Origin of the sequence: Clostridium neonatale, assembly GCF_900465025.1 — a bacterium.
GTDB lineage: Bacteria > Bacillota > Clostridia > Clostridiales > Clostridiaceae > Clostridium > Clostridium neonatale.
The window spans coordinates 1,032,590-1,052,226 of record NZ_UICR01000002.1; the positions used below are offsets into that span (position 1 = coordinate 1,032,590).

Genomic DNA, 19,637 nt, shown 5'->3' on the forward strand with positions numbered 1-19,637 from the left:
TATGTTGCAATAATAAAACCTCATTTAAAATGTTTATAGGCTAAGTAAATACCAGCATACAAAATGTAGAAAAGTAATTGCAAAAAATATATTTAATCCTTTCAAAAAATAAATAAAACACTTCGTTTCATAAAAATACAAATAACAAAATCAATTTATTGTTACAAATGAAGATACTTGTGTTTAATTTACACAAATATCATGGTATATTTTTATTAACAATTTCTTATATTTAAAGAAGCGAGGTATTTTATGTTGGATAAAAAAATAATCTTTTTAGATGTTGATGGAACTTTGTGTAACGATAAGGGATTAGTTCCTGAATCTGCTGCTATAGCAGTAAAAAAGGCTAGAAAAAATGGACATTTAGTTTATTTATGTACAGGCAGGTCAAAAGCTGAAATATATGATTTTATTATGGATATAGGATTTGATGGAATAATAGGCGCTGGTGGTGGATTTGTTGAAGTTGAAGGCGAAATGCTGTTTCATAAAAAAGTTTCTTCTGAAAATGTAAAACATTTGGTAGATTTTTTTAATAAGAATAATGTTAACTTCTATATTGAATCTAATGGTGGACTATATGCCAGCAAAAATCTTATTCCTCAACTTGAAAGATGTATCTATGGTGATGTAGAAAATGATCCTGAAGCAATATACAGAAAGGAAAATGATCCTGATCATTTTATCAATGCTTTAATTATTGGTGAAGATCTTTATAGAGATGATGTTAATAAAGCATGTTTCTTAGAACCTGAAAATATTTCTTTCAATGAAATAAAAAAAGAATTTGAAAATGAATTTGAAATTATCCACTGTACTGTACCTATGTTTGGAGAAGATAGTGGAGAATTAGGTGTTCCTGGTGTACATAAAGCAACAGCCATTGAAGAACTACTTAATCATTTAAATATAGATAAAAGCCAAACTATTGCTTTTGGTGATGGTTTAAATGATATAGAAATGTTCAATTATTGTGAATTAGGTATTGCTATGGGAAATGCTAAGCAAGGTTTAAAAGATATTGCAGGCGAAATCACAGACACACATGATGAAGGTGGAATTTATAATAGTTTTAAAAAACATGGTCTAATCTAGATATATATTTCTCACCTCTAGTTTATGTACAATAATCCTATTAATAATTTAAATTATGTATATTTTATATAACTGTAGTTTTAGCACTACTATATTCGTTCTTTTATCCTCAATGGAACAAGTTTCTATAGAAACTTGTGATATAAAAGCTAGATAAGCACTTCCATCAAATTCAAAAGTTCAATTAATGAATTGTAATATATCAAAACAGGATATCTCAATATTGTATGATATTGAGATATCCTGTTTTGATTATTCTTGGTGCAGACGACGGGACTTGAACCCGTATGTCTTGAAGACACAGGCTCCTTAGACCTGCGTGTCTGCCAATTCCACCACGTCTGCTTATCTTTCTTTATAATACCCATTTATATTTATTTTGTCAATAAAATTTATTTCTTATCTCATATAAGAGCTATACAAATATCATTATCTTAAATATATGATTGATTCAAAATGAATAGAGGTATATTAAAAATACACCTCTATAATCACATAAAATATGAAATATGAACATTTATTACCTGTTTAAATAAATTAATGATTCTATTTATATCTAAAATATTTCCTCTTTCATTATAAAAAAAGTCATAAATATTGTAATATACATTTACCTTATCAATATACTTTTTAGTTTCTCCAAAAGGTATATAGTGAAGTGATTCTCCATTCAATGAATATTCTTCATTTTCAAGCCAATTACTAACATTAGTTGGGCCTGCGTTATATGCGGCTACTGCTAAATCTCTATTCCCATTAAACATATCTAAAAGTCTTCTTAGATACCAACATCCCATTTGTATATTTACTTCTTCATTATATAAGTCATCTTTTGAAAATCCTGTTAGCCCCATTTCACCAGCTATCCATTCACCAGTATCCCCTGTTATCTGCATTAAACCAACCGCATCTTTATGAGAATGAGCATCTTCTTTAAAGTTACTTTCAGTTTTCATTACAGATAATACAAAAAGAGGATCTAAATCATATTTTTCACTATAAGTATTAACATATTCAGGATATTTGTATGGGAAAGCTTTCTCTTTTATAACATATCTAGCCCCTAATGCAACTACCAATAAAATTACTACAAGCCAAAAAATTTTCTTTAGGAACTTCATTTTTTTCTCCCATCTAACATACTAATTTCAAAAATTTCATTAAGTCATCTACCTGTTTCTTAGTGTTTTCTAAATCGCCATTGTTATCTATAAGTATATTAGCATACTCTTTTTTTTCTTCCATAGACATTTGTGAATTTATTCTGCTTACTGCTTCTACTTTACTTAATTTATCTCTTTCCATGACCCTTCTTATTTGAACTGAGTTATCTGCACAAACTAAAATAACATAATCCATTTCTTCATGCATTTTATTTTCTATTAAAGTAGGCGCATCTAAGATAACTATTTTTTCTTTTTTCTTTCTATAATCCTCTAATTCCTCTTCAATATATTTTTTAATATATGGCATAATTATCTGTTCGTACTTAACTCTTTGCTTTGGAAATCTAAAAATATGATTTCCAAATTCTTTTCTCCTAAATTCACCTCTCCAATCAAAAAATCCTGCTCCAAATTCCACTCTAACCGTATCTAAAATCTGTGGATTTTTTTCAAGAACTTCTTTTGCAATATTATCTGCATCTATTATTTTAAATTTATTATTCTTTAAAATAGCGGAAACCGTACTCTTCCCACTACCTATTCCACCTGTTAAACCAACTTTAATCACTTTATAACCCACCTTACTTTTTAAGTTGACAGTTAACATTTGACAATTTACAGTTTATGATAAACTTACTACTTAAATTTATCTTTTTCTTTTCAATTGACAACAACTTATTTTATAAACTCCATTATTACTTTGCATCATACCATGTAGAACCACTATTAACATCCACATCTAAATCAACATGAAGCTTAATTGCATTTTCCATTTCATCTATTAAAAGAGCTTTAACTTCTTCAAACTCATCCTTCTTAACATTTAATATAAGTTCATCATGAACTTGAAGTATTAATTTACTTTTTAAATTCTTTTCATTTAATTTTTTATAAACATTCACCATTGCAAGCTTTATTATATCAGCTGCACTTCCTTGAATAGGTGCATTCATGGCTAATCTGTCTCCTAAAGCCTTAACTATCTTATTAGAAGATTTAATTTCTGGTATAAATCTTCTTCTATTCAAAATAGTCAACACATAACCTGTTTTTTTAGCATCTTCAACTACTTTTTCTAAATAGTCTTTGATTTTAGGATATCTGTCAAAATAAATTTCCATGTATTCTTCTGCTTCTTTTTTAGATATTTTTAAATCTTGTGCCAAACTAAATCCACTTATTCCATAAACTATACCGAAGTTTACTGCCTTTGCTCTACTTCTCATAAGAGATGTAACTTCCTCTACTGGTACTTTAAATACTTCTGATGCAGTCTTAGTATGAATATCACTATGATGTTTAAAAGCATCTATCATATTTTCATCACCTGCAATGTGAGCAAGGACTCTAAGTTCTATTTGAGAATAATCTCCTGAAACTAAAATATCATCTTTTTCAAATGGTATAAATACCTTTCTTATCTCTTTTCCCATTTCATGTCTTACAGGAATATTTTGAAGATTTGGCTCAGTACTTGATAGCCTACCTGTTGTTGTTACAGTTTGGTTAAAGTTTGAATGAATACGTCCATCTTCATCAATTACATTCTTTAGGCCTTCAACATAGGTTGAATTTATCTTTGTTATTTGTCTATAATACATTATTTTAGGTATTATTTCATGCTTATCCATAAGTTTTTCTAATACTTCTTGATTTGTTGAATAGCCGGTTTTAGTTTTCTTTATTACAGGCAGATCCAATTTCTCAAACAGTATTTTTCCAAGCTGTTTTGGAGAACTTACATTAAATTCTTCATCTGCCAACTTATATATTTCTGCTTGTGTTTCTTCTATTTCCTTTTTAAATTTAACTTGAAGCTCATCTAACATGTCTGCATTTATGTTAAATCCTATACTCTCCATTGATGAAAGCACAAATATCAAAGGATGCTCAATAGTGTAATAAAGTTCATCCATGTCCTCTTTGTGTAATCTCTCTTTTAACTCATTATATATATTTGGAATATAACTTGAAAGTGCACCTTTAAAATTAATACCTTCACCACTTGGATTATCTCCAATATAAATGTTAACTAATTCTTTTATATCATAATTACTTTTAGATGAATCAATTAAATATGCAGCAATAGCTGTATCAAAATCAAATCCCTTTATATTAATATTATTCTTTCTTAAAAATGTAACTAGATTTTTTCCATCATGTATTGTCTTTTTTATACTTTCATTTTCCATGCATTCTTTTAAAACAGCTAATGCTTCTTCATGATTTTCATCTGCTATTTTCTTAAAATCTATTACAATACCATGATTATCTTCTCCTAAAAATAGATTTTCTAATTCTATTTTAGAATACGTAGTTGCATCCTTTAATATATAATCTATATAAATTCTATCTTTAACTTCTAAAAGAACTTCTTTCATTTCTTTAATATTATCTATATTCTTTACTTCTGCTTTACATTCATCTGTTTCATCATCGCTTTTAAACTTAGATAATATTGATTTCATTTCAAGCTTCATAAGCTTTTTCTTAAGTTCTGGAATGTTTTCCTCATCCATGGAATCTATGTCTTCTATTTTTAACTCTATTGGAACATCTCTAATTATAGTAGCTAATTTCTTAGAAAATATTGCTTGCTCAGTATTATTTTCCAAATTTTCTTTTAACTTTTTGCCAGAAATGCTATCTATATTTCTTAACACTTCTTCAATTGATCCATAATCTTTTATAAGCTTAAATGCAGTTTTTTCTCCAACACCAGGAACCCCTGGAATATTATCAGATTTATCTCCCATAAGTCCTTTAACATCAATAAATTGACTTGGAGTAACTTCAAATTCATCTATAAATGTTTTTTCATCATATATTGCTGTTTCTGTAACTCCTTTTTTGGTTATTACAACTTTTGTACTTGTTGAAGCAAGTTGAAGTGCATCCTTGTCTCCTGTAACTATGAACACTTCTATTCCATTTTCCTCAGCAAATTTTGATACAGTACCTATTAAATCGTCTGCTTCAAAGCCTTCTATTTCAAATATTTTTATTCCCATAAGTTTAAGTATATCTTTAATTATTGGGAACTGTTCATAAAGCTCTGGTGCCATCTTTTTTCTTCCTGCTTTATAATCTGCATATTCTTTATGTCTAAAAGTAGGAGCTTTCAAGTCAAAAGTAGCTATTATACTATCTGGATTTATTTCATCTTTCATTTTAAACAACATATTCATAAAACCATAAATGGCATTAGTATTTATTCCGTCACTATTTGTAAGAGGAGGTAAGGCAAAAAATGCCCTATTCATAAGTGAGTTTGAATCTAATATTAATAATCTTTTCATTAAAATCCTCCGTTTATTTATAATTAAATTTCTATATTCAAATAAATTTAGTAGTGAGATATATCACTCCCCCTACTATAATACATACAAAAATATATTTATAAATAATTATACTATATTGTACAACCTAAAGTACATAAATTAAAACAAATTCAATATATATTTCTTATTATTGCCTATTTAATTTGAAAAAATTCTTTTCTAAAAACTCATGAAATAACTACGAATTTTCTATAATAATTTTAATATTTCTTATATCTTATTAAAATTAATTCTAATCTATTTGATATATATATAAAATAGTGACATAATCATACTATACTTAAATAATTATTAGCGAGGTGAAAAAATGTATAATAACTTATTATTAAAATATGCAAAATTAGCAGTAAAAAAAGGCGTAAATATCCAAAAGGATCAGCTATTAGTTATAAACAGTCCAATTGATTGTTCAGAATTTGCAAGAATGATTGCTGATGAAGCTTATAAATATGGTGCTTCTGATGTAGTTATTAATTATAGTGATGAAAAATTCAATAGAATAAGATTTATGAATTCAACTAAAGAAGTACTTTCCTTTACTCCAGAATTTGAACGTGATAAGTATGATTACTACGTTGATAAAGGTGCAGCATTTTTAAGTATTTCTGCTGCTGACCCTAATATCTTGCAAGGCATTGAACCAGAAAAGATATCTTCAGCACAAAAAAGCAGACGAGAAGCATTAAAAAAATATCACGAGGCTTGTACCGGAAATAAAAATTCATGGTGCATAGTATCTATACCTACTGAAGGCTGGGCAACAAAAGTTTTTAGTTCTATTCCATCTGAAGAAGCAGTAGAAAAATTATGGGATGCTATTTTTAATGTTATGAGAATTACAGAAGATAATCCTGTTAATGCTTGGGATAAACATGTTAAAACTCTTCATGAAAAAGTATCAAAATTAAACGAATTTGACTTTGATTATCTACACTTTACAAATTCTTTAGGTACTGATTTAAAAATCGAACTTGTAAATAATCATGTTTGGTGTGGCGGTGAAGATAAAACTGAATCTGGAGTAAACTTTATTGCTAATATGCCTACTGAAGAAGTGTATACAACACCAAAATTAGATGGAGTTAATGGAATAGTATATAGTTCAAAACCTTTAAGCTATATGGGTAACCTTATAAATAATTTTTCCGTTACATTTAAAGATGGTGCTGCTGTAGATTGCAACGCTGAAACTGGTTTAGAAATATTAAAAGAGCTAATAAATAGTGATGAAAATTCTAAATACTTAGGTGAAGTTGCTTTAGTTCCTTTTGATTCTCCTATTTCAAATTCTAATATCATTTTTTATAACACATTATATGATGAAAATGCCTCATGTCATTTAGCATTTGGTTCATCTTACCCATCATGTATAAAAAATGGTGAAAATATGAGTAAGGAAGACTTACTTAAAGCTAAAGCTAATAGTTCTATAACTCATGTAGATTTTATGATAGGAACTAGTGATACTAATATTACTGGTGTTAAAAAGGATGGAACTGAAATTCAAATATTCAGAGATGGTAATTGGGCTATTTAGTATTTTTCTATTATATAAAGGACATCTTTCACAAAAAGATGTCCTTTTATATATCTAAATATATTGCTTTTTCTAGTTATCTTGTATTTCTTCAGACTCTTTAGTACTTTTCTTAACATTATCAGTATATGTTTTTAATTGATTACTCAGCTCTTCTATAAGTCCGTTAAATCTAATTTTAAATTGTTTCTTTGCCATAATTCTTTGAAGCCATAATGTACCTGATGAGAAGAGCCCTTTAGTACCTTGATCTTCTTCAAAGTTTATTAAAGTAATTCCATCGCTTTTTTGAATAAATGAATATGTAGACTTACATGAAACATCTCCATATGTTGTTGTAATTTCATATTTAGCATTTTCTTCATAATCTGTTATCTCTACAGTACATTCCATAGGTCTAGAGCCGGAATATATTTTTTTTACTATCTTACAGCCTATTGGATCTTCTTTGTTAAAATCTTTAAAATCTCTTTTTGCTGCTTTAATAAATACTTTAAAAACTTCTTCCACTTTATAATTCAAACTTGCAGACGCTTTCATAATTCTCCTCCTAAAACTAAACAATAAAGTTTGATGTAATTTTCTTACCCAAATTATATTAATAATTTCTTATTTTAAGCATAATTAAATTATACTCTCATTATATATTATTGATTTTAAAAAGTCTATTTCTTAATAATTCACCATTTAGCATGCATAAAATTTATAATTATGATAATAATATATAATAATCCAAAGTGTAATCATATATTATAAAAATATACTGATTATATATAGGATATATAAATTACTATTATCTCTTAATAATTTAAGTAATTAACCATTTTCTTAAACTTCCGTATTTTTAATAGTAATTCAAAAATATCTTATTTATTAGGATATTTTACTTTCTATAATTAAATATAGAAAAATTAAAACACGAGGATTTAATGTTTTTTAATCCTCGTGTTTTATTATGGCTACCGTGGTAAGATTCGAACTTACAACATGCAGTTCCAGAGACTGCCGTTCTGCCATTGAACTACACGGTATTATTTGCTAACAATACTATTTTACATAATTTATAGAATAATTTCAACAATATTTATTATTAATTGTTAAAATAATGATAAAATAGTTATATAAAGTTAGTTTCAGTATTATTGACAGGATAGGATGTTGTGTAATGAATCGTTTAGAAAAAATACGTGAATATGTTGATAAAATCATAATGAATCAAGAAGACTTAAGAAAAAACTTAGTGGATTTGTTCATTTATATGATGTTTCAACTATGTGTACAATTTTAGCCAAAAGACGTAATCTAAATGTTGAAATATGCTCCATTTGTGGAATGCTTCATGACATCTATAAATCATGGAAAGCTTGGTTCAATTGATGCTCATAAAATACTTACAGAATTAAATTGTTTTACAAAAGAAGAAATAGATGTTATTTGTTCAGCAGTATATCATCATAGTGATAAAGATGTTATAGATGGTATATATGATGAACTTCTAAAAGATGCTGATGTTCTTCAGCATTATTTATATAATACAAGTGATCCAATTCAAGAAAATGAAGACATACGACTTACTCTTCTTTTAAAAGAACTCAATCTTTAAAATCGAATTATAAATTTACCTTTCCAAATACATATAGGATGTAGAATCATAGTTTAGTGGATAACAGCCGAAATTCAATATATGATAGGCTCGATTGTAAGAAAATTTGAAGTAAAAATTCTTAATACAATACTACGCCTATCATATATTGAATTTCTTTGTTTTTCTCTAAAATCATAGATACCAAATTTATTTTAGTTATGATTATTATTTTTAATCAATGTATATTAATTATTAAGTTGCTTACAAAAATTATCTTAATCTGAATAAAATAAGCAAATTAGTAAGAGTTTATACTCTGATATTTATGCATTTAAAAAAACGATAAAATACTAACTTTTTAAATCTTTAACATCTATAAATAACAATTCCTTAATTTAAAAATGTATTTATGTATATCAACAATAATGCTGATACTCTGAATTTAGATGAAACAAAGAAATAAAGATTTTATGTGTGCGGTGTCTTGCATTCAAAAATTAAGCTTTAGAATTCTTCATGTAGACTTGTTCCACAATTGTTTGTCCAATTTTACATTGGAGCAAACATTTGTGGATGCAAGTCTGCATGTTTGAATTCTTAGCTTCATTTTTGTAGCAAGCGAGCATCACATAAAATCTTTATTTCGGTTATTCACTCTAAACTCAGTACGTCCAATATTTATTTTATAGCATAGCTTCTAATGTTTTTCTTATTTCTTTTATAAAATCAAATGTATTTACAGTAGTAATATTATCATGAACAGCAATCAATGCTAAATCCTTAGTCATTATACCATCTTCTATTGTCTTTATTGATGCTTTTTCTAGCTTGTCTGAAAAGTTTACTAACGCATCATTATTATCTAATTCTCCTCTTTTTCTTAAAGCTCCACTCCATGCAAATATTGTTGCTATTGAATTTGTTGAAGTTTCTTCACCTTTTAAGTGCTTATAGTAATGCCTTTGAACTGTTCCATGTGCAGCTTCATATTCATAATTTCCTTCTGGTGAAACAAGTACTGAAGTCATCATTGCAAGTGAGCCAAATGCAGTTGCAACCATGTCGCTCATAACATCCCCATCATAGTTTTTACAAGCCCAAATCATTCCGCCTTCTGATTTTACAACTCTTGCAACAACATCATCTATTAATGTGTAGAAATATTCTATACCTGCTGCATCAAATTTTTCCTTATATTCTGCATCAAATATCTCTTGAAAGATATCTTTAAATGTATGGTCATATTTCTTAGAAATCGTATCTTTAGTTGCAAACCAAACATCTTGTTTTGTATCAAGTCCAAAATTAAAACAGCTTCTTGCAAAACTTTCAATAGATTTATTAAGATTATGCATTCCCATTACAACGCCATTACCATTAAAATTATGTATTAATTCTCTTTGTTCTGTACCATCTTCGCCTGTAAATACTAACTCACATTTGCCTTTTCCCTCAATTTTCATTTCAACATCTTTATAGATATCTCCATAAGCATGTCTAGCTATTGTTATTGGTTTTTTCCAACTTCTAACATAAGGCTTAACTGGTTCAACTATAATTGGTGCTCTAAATACTGTACCATCTAATATAGCTCTTATAGTTCCATTTGGACTCTTATACATTTCTTTTAAATCATACTCTTTAACTCTTGCTGCATTTGGAGTTATTGTTGCACATTTAACTCCCACCTTGTACTTCTTTATTGCATTAGCAGCATCTACAGTAACTTGATCATTTGTTTCATCTCTATATTTTAATCCTAAATCATAATATTCTGTATTTAATTCTATAAAAGGATTTAAAAGTTCGTCTTTAATCATGCTCCAAATTACTCTAGTCATTTCGTCTCCATCCATTTCAACTAATGGTGTTGACATCTTAATTTTCTCCATTTAAATTAGCCCCCTTCGATTTTTATACTAACCCTTCATATCCTAGATATATATGAATTATCTTAGTATTTTTTCTATTTTTAATTATACAATATTGTTATATTTTTATCAATTTATATCTTTATTTTATTAGTTATAAATGTAATAATAAATTATTTTTAAATATATAAAAAATTCACCTAAATATCTTGTTTTTTTATATTTTATTATAAATTCATAATCATTCCACACCCTTCATTATCATTAGGTCTTCTTCTAAATCCAAACTTCTCATAAAATTCTTCTGAACCTTTTGATGACATTAAAAGAATCATAACTGATGTATCAGGTATTTTATTTTCCTCTATATACTTTATTAAATTATCTATAATCATTCGTCCTATTCCTTTACCTTGATACTTAGGATCAACATTTATGTTCTGAAGATAATATACATATGCTCCATCACCAACAAGTCTTCCCATTCCAACTGCTTCTTCATTATGCCTTGCACAAACAGTATATAAACTGTTGCTTAAAGCTTTATATATTTGTTCCTCTAATAAACTTGATAAATTTACTGAACTTCTTAATTTGGAAAATTCAGCTATAGTTAAATCATTTGAAGTTAATTCTATGTTCAATTTTAATTCCCCCTAAAATATATTTCTAAATTAATATAAATATTATACTTTCCTAATTCTTCTTGAATAATTATTCATTTTTTTAAATTATTATACATATATATAACATATATTAGGGCATTGATTAAAATATGTCAAATAATAATTATATTTGCAGATTTAATTTTCTTTTATGAGAAAAGAGAAGGTATATTAAAATTATTAATTATGAACCGACCCCAAAAAGTTAGACCAAAAATCTAATGATTTGGAGGTCGGTTTTTTGGCAAAATATAGTTATGAATTCAAAAAAGAAGTTGTTCAAGCGTATTTGGATGGTAAAGGTGGTTATAAATTTCTTGCGAAAGAGTTTGGTATTCCTTCTCCAAGCAAGGTTAAATTATGGGTTGATAATTACCGTACATTAGGCGATGAAGCGTTGATGCGTTCAAGAAAAAATGAATCTTTTACTTTCGAATATAAACTTCATGTAGTAGAATTATATCTAACAAGTGAGGTCTCATATCAGGAGTTAGCCCTTCAAGAAAGGATACATAATCCAACGCAAATAGTTAAGTGGGTAAATGATTTTAGAATTGCTGGTCCTGATGCTTTGCGGCCGAAGAAGAAGGGACGAAAGATATCGTTGGAATCATCAAATAAATTGTCTAGTAAAACAGAATCCGCCGAAATTGTTTCAGTTGACACTACTGCTGAACATGTAAAACAGCTTGAAGATGAATTGCTCAAGCTCAAAATTGAGAACGCATATTTAAAAGAACTGAGGAGGCTGCGTTTAGAGGAGGAAGCTCTTCTGAAAAAACAGCGAGAATCATCCACAGCCTCCGAGGAGAATTCAAATTAAAAGATATTCTCGCAGTTGTAGGCTTTCCAAAAGCGACATACATGTATTGGCAAAAGCGATTTAATAGAGAAAATCCTAATAAAGAACTAGAAGAAAAGATCCTTGAAATACGTAGTATTAATAAAGATTGGGGTTATCGACGTGTATACGGAGCACTACGTAAACAAGGAATACTTATAAATAAAAAGAAAGTTCAGAGAATTATGCAAAAGCTTAATCTTCAGGTGACTTCCTTTACAAGAAAGAGTCGTAAGTATAGTTCATACAAGGGTAAAGTTGGAAAGGTTGCTCCTAACAGAATTCATAGACGTTTTGACACACAGATTCCTCATCAGAAAATCACAACAGATACTACTGAGTTTAAGTATTATGAGGTTGATGATAAGGGACGAATGATAATAAAGAAACTATACTTAGATCCATTCATGGATATGTGTAATAGAGAAATCTTAAGCTATGGAATATCTCAACATCCGTCAGCGGCCAATATCATGGGAGCACTAAACCAGGCAATTGAAATCACAGCTGATTGTCCATACAGAAGAACTTTTCATTCTGATCAAGGTTGGGCTTACCAAATGAAAGCTTATGTACACACTCTTAAAGAAAATCGAATTTTTCAAAGTATGTCCCGAAAGGGCAACTGCCATGACAATTCAGTAATGGAGAACTTCTTTGGAATAATGAAACAGGAAATGTACTACGGCGTTGTTTACTACAGTTATGATGAACTCAAAGAGGCAATAGAACAATACATCAAGTACTACAATGAACAAAGAATTAAAGAGAAACTAGGATGGATGAGTCCCGTAGAATACAGGCTCAACCTCTTGGCTGCATAAAAATAGCGTAGCAGCCATTAAAACTGCTACGCTTAAAAAGTCTAACTTTTTGGGGTCACCTCATTAATTTTAATATACCTTCTTTTATTATATTCAAATATTCAGTTTATTACTTATCATCTGTTTCTTCATAATCTACATCTATGATTTCTCCTGTATAATCATCATCACTAGGAGTATATGTATTTACATTATTATAATTATTTGATGTATCTGTATTCATTGTGTTTTTTTGTTTTTCTATTTTTTTATATCTAATAAAAGATTTAATTTTAAAAATAATATAAAGTATCACTCCAGCTAATATGAGCCATGGAAGAAGACGTATAAATAACACTCCAACTAAAAATATTATACATGTTGTTACAATAATATATATTAATCTTGTAAAATCCATATTCATAAAACTAACCTCTATACTTTTTTATTTCTATTCAATTATACTCTATAGTTCAATATTAGACAATGATAAAAATTATATTCCAAAATTGTCAATTTCATAAAATTATAATAAAAAAAGAGACATATCAAATCGATTTTTTAAATTTGATATATCTCTTGACTTAGATTTAAAATATTTTAAATCTTTTATTCTTAATTTATAAGAATAATTTTATGCTATTTTCTTAAAAATGAATTAACTGCCTTTGCTGCTGCAAGCCCTTCATTTATGGCTGTTACAACTAATGATTGACCTCGTCTAGCATCTCCTGTTGCAAATATTTTATGCATATTTGTTGAGAATTTACCATATTCAGCTTTGATATTACTTCTTACATCAGATTCAACACTGAATGCATCTTTTAAATATTCTTCTGAGCCCACAAATCCCATTGCTAGTAATAGCATATCTGATTTCCATGTTTTTTCAGATCCTTTGACTGGAATCGAACCAAATCTTCCATTTTCATCTTTCTTCCATTCAACATTAACAGTTTCAACACTTTCAAGATTTCCATCTTTATCACTGTTTACTTTAGTAACTGTAGTTAAATATTCTCTTGGATCTCTTCCATAAATATCTATGAATTCTTCTTGGCCATAATCCACTTTAAGAATCTTAGGCCACTCTGGCCATGGATTATTTTCTGTTCTTTCCTTTGGTGGTTCAGCCATTATTTCAAATTGAACAACTGACTTGCATCCATGTCTAAGTGCTGTAGCTACACAGTCAGTACCTGTATCACCACCACCTATGATTATTACATCTTTATCTTTTGCAGAAATATAATTTCCATCTTCATGGTTTGAATCTAAAAGACTCTTTGTATTTGCTTTTAAGAAATCTACTGCAAAGTGAATTCCTTTAGTATTTTCTCTCCCTTCTACAGCAAGATCTCTTGGCTTAGATGCACCTGTTGCTAAAACTACTGCATCAAAATTATCCAAAATTTCATTTGCATCATAGTTTTCACCGATATTTGCATTTGTAACAAATTTAATTCCGCTTTCAGCCATTATTTGAATTCTTCTAAGTATTACTTGTTTATCAAGCTTCATGTTAGGAATTCCATACATTAATAATCCGCCTGGCCTATCACTTCTTTCAAATACTGTAACTTTATGCCCACATGCATTTAATTCATAAGCAGCGGCAAGTCCTGCTGGACCTGATCCTATAACTGCAACTGTTTTTCCTGTTCTTTTTACAGGTGGATTTGCCTCAACAATTCCATTTTCAAAGGCAATATCTATTATTGCTCTTTCATTTTCTTTTATTGAAACAGCCGGACCATTTAATCCTGCTGTACATCCAGCTTCACACGGAGCTGGGCATACTCTTCCAGTAAACTCTGGAAATGGATTTGTCTTTATTAATCTATAATAAGCTAAATCAAACTTATTTCTATATACTAAATCATTCCATTCAGGTATTAAATTATGAAGAGGACATCCTGACACCATACCTGAAAATGTATCTCCTGATTGGCAGAATGGTACTCCACAATCCATACATCTTGCACCTTGAATACATTGCTTTTCTGAAGGAAGTCTTAAATGAAATTCATTATAATCTTTAATTCTTTCTTTTGGTTCTCTATTTTTACCTACTTCTCTTTCATATTCTAAAAATCCAGTTGGCTTACCCATAACTTTTTCGTCCTCCTATCTTCCTTTTTTCATTTCTTGGAATGCTTTTATTTCTGCTTCATCTTCAGTGCATCCAAGATTTATATACTTCTCAACAGTTTCTAAAACTTTCTTATAATCCTTAGGAATTATCTTAACAAATTTAGATTTTTCTGTTTCAAAATTATATAAAATTTTATTAGCTTTAGGAGAACGTGTTAATTCAACGTGCTCTGTTATTAAGTCTTTTAATTCTTGTTCTTCTTCAATATTTAATTCTTCAATTAATATCATTTCTTCATTTAAGTTGATTTTATAGTCCACATCTTCAACATAAAGATATGCTATTCCACCACTCATACCAGCTGCAAAGTTAATTCCAGTCGATCCAAGCACTACAACCTTACCACCAGTCATATACTCGCATCCATGAGCTCCTACACCTTCAACCACCGCTGTTACTCCAGAATTTCTTACACAGAATCTTTCTCCTGCTATACCATTTATAAAGACTTTACCAGAAGTTGCACCATATAAAGCAACATTACCTACTGCGATGTTATCTTCTGCAATAAACGTTGATTTCTTTGGAGGATATACAATAAGTTTACCGCCTGATAATCCCTTACCAAAGTAGTCATTTGCATCTCCTTCAACTTCCAAAGTCAATCCCTTAGGTATAAATGCTCCAAAGCTTTGCCCGGCAGCCCCATTACATTTTATTGAAATAGTATCTTCTGGTAGACCTTTTCCACCATTAACTCTTGTTATTTCTGATCCAAGAATTGTTCCAAGTGATCTATCAGTATTAGTTATATCTATTTCAAATCTTGTCTTTTCTCCATTTTCTATAGCATTTTTACATTTATCCAAAAATACTTTTTCATCTAATACTTTTTCAAGCTTAAAGTCATACTTCTTATGAGAATCAAATTTAATAACTTTACCTTTATATTTTTCTGGAGTATAAAGTACAGAACTTAAATCAACATTTTTAGCTTTCCAGCTATGTATGTTTTCTTTTTGTTTTAATCTATCTACTCTACCTACCATTTCATCTATTTTTCTAAATCCAAGCTTAGCCATGATTTCTCTTAATTCTTGTGCTATAAAATACATGAAATTAACTACATATTCTGGCTTACCCTTAAATCTTTTTCTTAATTCTTCATTTTGAGTTGCAACACCAACAGGACATGTATCTAAGTTACATACTCTCATCATTACGCAACCTAAAGTTACAAGTGGTGCAGTTGCAAATCCAAATTCTTCTGCTCCAAGAAGTGCAGCTACAGCAACGTCTCTTCCTGACATAAGCTTACCATCAACTTCAACTCTAACTCTTTCTCTTAAATCATTAAGTAAAAGTGTTTGATGTGCTTCAGCAAGACCTAATTCCCAAGGAAGACCTGCATTTTTAATAGAGTTTTTAGGTGATGCACCTGTACCTCCATCATAACCTGAAATTAATATAACTTCAGCTCCACCTTTAGCAACGCCAGCTGCTACAGTACCAACTCCACATTCAGAAACTAATTTAACAGAAACTCTAGCTCCAGTATTTGAATTCTTTAAATCATAGATTAATTGTGCTAAATCTTCTATTGAATAAATATCATGATGTGGTGGTGGTGATATTAAACCTACTCCAGTAGTTGAATGTCTAGTCTTAGCTATCCATGGATAAACCTTAGTTCCTGGTAATTGACCACCTTCACCTGGTTTTGCACCTTGTGCAAGCTTAATTTGAAGTTCATCTGCATTTACCAAGTATTCAGATGTTACACCAAATCTTCCTGATGCTACTTGCTTTATTGAAGATCTTCTACTATCTCCATTTGCATCTGGTACCCATCTGTCTGGATCTTCTCCGCCTTCACCAGTATTTGACTTACCGCCAATTCTATTCATTGCAATAGCTAAAGCTTCATGAGCTTCTTTAGAAATCGATCCATAAGACATAGCTCCTGTCTTAAATCTCTTAACTATTTCTTCTACTGGCTCAACTTCTTCTATTGGAACTGCCTTAGATGAATAATTGAAATCTAAAAGACCTCTTAAAGTTATTTCAGCTTCTTCATCATCTATTAAGTTAGTATATTCCTTAAATAATTCATAATTACCTGTCCTTGTAGCTTCTTGTAGTTTATGAATTGTAGTTGGATTATATAAATGTTGTTCTTGAATACCATCACCAGATCTTAATTTTTCATATCCAGGTGAATCTAATATGAAGTCAGCTGCATAAGTCTTATCTTTAAATCCATTTTCATGTTTAATTTCAGATTCTTTTTGTATTTCTTCAAGACCAATTCCGCCAATTCTACTTACTGTATTAGTAAAGTATCTGTCAATTACGTCTTTACCTATACCTATAGCTTCAAAGATTTGAGCTCCCATATAAGATTGAATTGTTGAAATTCCCATCTTAGAAAGTATCTTTGTAATTCCCTTAAGAACAGCTTTATTGTAATTATAAACTGCCGTATCATAATCTAATTCAAGTAATCCTTCTTCTCTTAATCCTCTTATAGCTTCATAAGCCATATATGGGTTAACTGCTGCAGCACCAAAACCAATTAAAGTTGCAAAATGATGTACTTCTCTTGGTTCTCCACTTTCAATAACCAATCCAACAGAAGTTCTTGTTCCTTTTTGTACTAAATATTGATGCATAGCTGAAACAGCTAATAATGAAGGTATTGCTATCTTATCAGCAGATACACTTCTATCTGATAATACTAATATTGTATATCCATTTTCATAGGCTTCTTGAGCTTTTTCAAACATATTATCTAAAGCGTCCTCAAGAGAAGTTCCTTTATCAAATACAATATCAATAACTTTTGTTCTTAAATTTCCTTGATTTAATGATTTTATCTTAGCTAATTCATCATTATTAATGATTGGGTTATCAATCTTTAATAATTCACAGTTTATAGATTTATCTTCTAATATATTTCCTTCTGGCCCTATATAAACATTAGATGCTGTAACTATTTCTTCTCTAATTGCATCTATTGGCGGATTAGTTACTTGTGCAAATAATTGCTTAAAATAATTAAATAATGGCTGAGCTTGTTTTGATAATACTGCAACTGGAGTATCAACTCCCATTGCTGCTAGTGGTTCTGCACCTGTTTCAGCCATTGGAAGCATTGTTGTTTTTACTTCTTCATAAGTATATCCAAATGCTTTTTCAAGTCTGTCTCTTGTTTCACTATCATATTCGATCTTAAATTTATTAGCATCTTTTATCTTATCTAATGTTACTAAATTTTCTTTTAACCATTCTTCATATGGATGTTGAGTTGCATATGTATGCTTTAATTCTTCATCACTTATAACTTCTTTTTTAACTGTATCAACAAGAAGCATTCTACCTGGCATTAATCTATCTTTCTTTTCAACCATTTCTGCTGGTATATCTAATGCCCCAACTTCTGATGAAAGAACTAATCTTCTGTCTTTAGTTATATAATATCTTGATGGTCTTAAACCATTTCTATCTAAAACTGCACCAACTTTTTCTCCATCTGTAAATACTATAGATGCTGGACCATCCCATGGCTCCATTAGTGTCGCATTGTATTCATAAAAAGCTTTCTTTTCTTTGCTCATAGTTCTGCTCTTATACCACGGCTCTGGAATAGCCATCATAACAGCTCTTGTTAGATCCATACCATTCATATATAAAAATTCTAAGTTATTATCAAAGATTGCAGAATCTGAACCTTCTTTATTTATTATAGGCAATACTCTTATTAAATCTTTACCAAGAACTCTTGATTTAAGATTTGTTTCTCTAGAATAAACCTTATTAACATTTCCTCTTAATGTATTTATTTCTCCATTATGGATCATAAATCTATTTGGATGTGCTCTTTCCCAGCTTGGGAATGTATTAGTACTATATCTTGAGTGTACTAATGCTAAAGATGTAGTTACTCTTTCATCCTCTAAATCTTTATAGAATACTCTAAGTTGAGTTGATAAAAGCATTCCTTTATACACAATTGTCTTGCTTGAAAAAGATGCTATATAGAAAGTTTCATTTAAGAACTTACTTATCCATCCAGCTCTCTTTTCAATATTTCTTCTAACAATGTATAACTTTCTTTCAAATGCTATTCCTCGTTTTACTGAGTTTGGTCTCTTAACAAATGCCTGCATGAAATAAGGCATAGCTTCAAGAGATGCTTTACCAAGTATTGATGGATTAGTTGGGACTTCTCTCCATCCTATTAATTCTAATCCTTCTTCCTTTGTAATATCTTCAAAAAGATGTATTGCTTCTTCTCTTGCTTTCTTCTCTTGTGGTAAAAATACCATAGCAACAGCATAATCCCCTTCGTGCTCAAGTGTTATGCCTTTTGATTTTAATTCCTCTTTAAAGAAATTATGAGGTATATTAAATAATACTCCAGCACCATCACCTGTTCTTTCATCAGCTCCAGTACCACCTCTGTGCTCTAATTTCTCAAGTATAGTTAAACAGTCTGATAGTACCTCATGAGACTTTTCACCATCAATATTTACTATCGTACCTATTCCACACGCATCATGCTCAAAACATGGATCATATAGTCCTTGTTTTATAGGATTATTATTTTCCATTAAAATTCCTCCTTGAAATAGT

Annotated in this window: 14 protein-coding genes and 2 tRNA genes; 5 read left to right on the plus strand and 11 right to left on the minus strand. The window is 29.4% G+C overall.

Features of this window, described 5'->3' with window-relative positions:
* The first annotated feature begins 252 nt into the window (after window positions 1–252).
* Window positions 253–1,098, plus strand: a complete 846-nt coding sequence (locus CNEONATNEC86_RS16360; protein ID WP_159136419.1) for a Cof-type HAD-IIB family hydrolase — start codon at window positions 253–255, stop codon at window positions 1,096–1,098.
* 259 nt (window positions 1,099–1,357) lie between these two features.
* Here CNEONATNEC86_RS16360 and CNEONATNEC86_RS16365 read toward each other — a convergent pair.
* The 4 genes from CNEONATNEC86_RS16365 to polA form a co-directional block, all read right to left on the minus strand.
* Window positions 1,358–1,443, minus strand: a tRNA-Leu gene (locus CNEONATNEC86_RS16365).
* A 146-nt stretch (window positions 1,444–1,589) separates the two neighbouring features.
* The gene (locus tag CNEONATNEC86_RS16370) at window positions 1,590–2,219 is read right to left on the minus strand and encodes a lytic transglycosylase domain-containing protein (protein ID WP_058296229.1); all 630 of its coding nucleotides are present in this window, start codon (window positions 2,217–2,219) and stop codon (window positions 1,590–1,592) included.
* Window positions 2,220–2,232: 13 nt separating this feature from the next.
* On the minus strand, window positions 2,233–2,832 hold the full coding sequence (coaE, locus tag CNEONATNEC86_RS16375) for a dephospho-CoA kinase (RefSeq protein WP_058296230.1): 600 nt from the start codon (window positions 2,830–2,832) through the stop codon (window positions 2,233–2,235).
* A gap of 127 nt (window positions 2,833–2,959) precedes the next feature.
* A complete protein-coding gene (polA, locus tag CNEONATNEC86_RS16380) occupies window positions 2,960–5,563 on the minus strand; it encodes a DNA polymerase I (RefSeq protein ID WP_159136420.1) in 2,604 nt (867 codons plus the stop codon).
* 349 nt (window positions 5,564–5,912) lie between these two features.
* Here polA and CNEONATNEC86_RS16385 point away from each other — a divergent pair, with 349 nt between their 5' ends.
* On the plus strand, window positions 5,913–7,142 hold the full coding sequence (locus tag CNEONATNEC86_RS16385; RefSeq protein WP_058296232.1) for an aminopeptidase: 1,230 nt from the start codon (window positions 5,913–5,915) through the stop codon (window positions 7,140–7,142).
* 72 nt (window positions 7,143–7,214) lie between these two features.
* Here the strand turns inward: CNEONATNEC86_RS16385 and CNEONATNEC86_RS16390 are convergent, their stop codons facing one another.
* Both CNEONATNEC86_RS16390 and CNEONATNEC86_RS16395 read right to left on the minus strand, forming a co-directional pair.
* Complete coding sequence (locus CNEONATNEC86_RS16390; protein WP_125150145.1) at window positions 7,215–7,682, minus strand: DUF3284 domain-containing protein; 468 nt, start codon at window positions 7,680–7,682, stop codon at window positions 7,215–7,217.
* Between the two features lie 416 nt (window positions 7,683–8,098).
* Window positions 8,099–8,173, minus strand: a tRNA-Gln gene (locus CNEONATNEC86_RS16395).
* 134 nt (window positions 8,174–8,307) lie between these two features.
* Here CNEONATNEC86_RS16395 and CNEONATNEC86_RS21855 point away from each other — a divergent pair.
* Both CNEONATNEC86_RS21855 and CNEONATNEC86_RS16400 read left to right on the plus strand, forming a co-directional pair.
* Window positions 8,308–8,430, plus strand: a complete 123-nt coding sequence (locus CNEONATNEC86_RS21855) for a hypothetical protein (protein WP_276508233.1) — start codon at window positions 8,308–8,310, stop codon at window positions 8,428–8,430.
* An 18-nt stretch (window positions 8,431–8,448) separates the two neighbouring features.
* Window positions 8,449–8,745, plus strand: a complete 297-nt coding sequence (locus CNEONATNEC86_RS16400) for a hypothetical protein (protein ID WP_125150144.1) — start codon at window positions 8,449–8,451, stop codon at window positions 8,743–8,745.
* Window positions 8,746–9,410: 665 nt separating this feature from the next.
* On the opposite strand, the gene CNEONATNEC86_RS16405 is transcribed toward CNEONATNEC86_RS16400, so the two are convergent.
* Together CNEONATNEC86_RS16405 and CNEONATNEC86_RS16410 are read right to left on the minus strand one after the other, a co-directional pair.
* The gene (locus tag CNEONATNEC86_RS16405) at window positions 9,411–10,619 is read right to left on the minus strand and encodes an NADP-dependent isocitrate dehydrogenase (RefSeq protein ID WP_125150143.1); all 1,209 of its coding nucleotides are present in this window, start codon (window positions 10,617–10,619) and stop codon (window positions 9,411–9,413) included.
* Between the two features lie 206 nt (window positions 10,620–10,825).
* Complete coding sequence (locus CNEONATNEC86_RS16410) at window positions 10,826–11,242, minus strand: GNAT family N-acetyltransferase (protein ID WP_058296236.1); 417 nt, start codon at window positions 11,240–11,242, stop codon at window positions 10,826–10,828.
* A gap of 262 nt (window positions 11,243–11,504) precedes the next feature.
* On the opposite strand from CNEONATNEC86_RS16410, the gene CNEONATNEC86_RS16415 reads away from it, so the two are divergent.
* Window positions 11,505–12,928 (plus strand): IS3 family transposase gene (locus CNEONATNEC86_RS16415; protein WP_230132317.1). Its coding sequence is split into 2 segments (ribosomal slippage): window positions 11,505–11,994 and window positions 11,994–12,928, totalling 1,425 coding nucleotides; the frame shifts between segments, so codons are not numbered across the junction.
* Between the two features lie 109 nt (window positions 12,929–13,037).
* On the opposite strand, the gene CNEONATNEC86_RS16420 is transcribed toward CNEONATNEC86_RS16415, so the two are convergent.
* The 3 genes from CNEONATNEC86_RS16420 to gltB form a co-directional block, all read right to left on the minus strand.
* Window positions 13,038–13,331, minus strand: coding sequence for a hypothetical protein (locus CNEONATNEC86_RS16420; protein WP_058296237.1), 294 nt, complete (start codon window positions 13,329–13,331; stop codon window positions 13,038–13,040).
* 215 nt (window positions 13,332–13,546) lie between these two features.
* Window positions 13,547–15,019, minus strand: a complete 1,473-nt coding sequence (locus CNEONATNEC86_RS16425) for a glutamate synthase subunit beta (protein WP_125150142.1) — start codon at window positions 15,017–15,019, stop codon at window positions 13,547–13,549.
* A gap of 15 nt (window positions 15,020–15,034) precedes the next feature.
* Window positions 15,035–19,615, minus strand: coding sequence for a glutamate synthase large subunit (gene gltB, locus CNEONATNEC86_RS16430; protein ID WP_125150141.1), 4,581 nt, complete (start codon window positions 19,613–19,615; stop codon window positions 15,035–15,037).
* Between the last annotated feature and the right edge of the window lie 22 nt (window positions 19,616–19,637).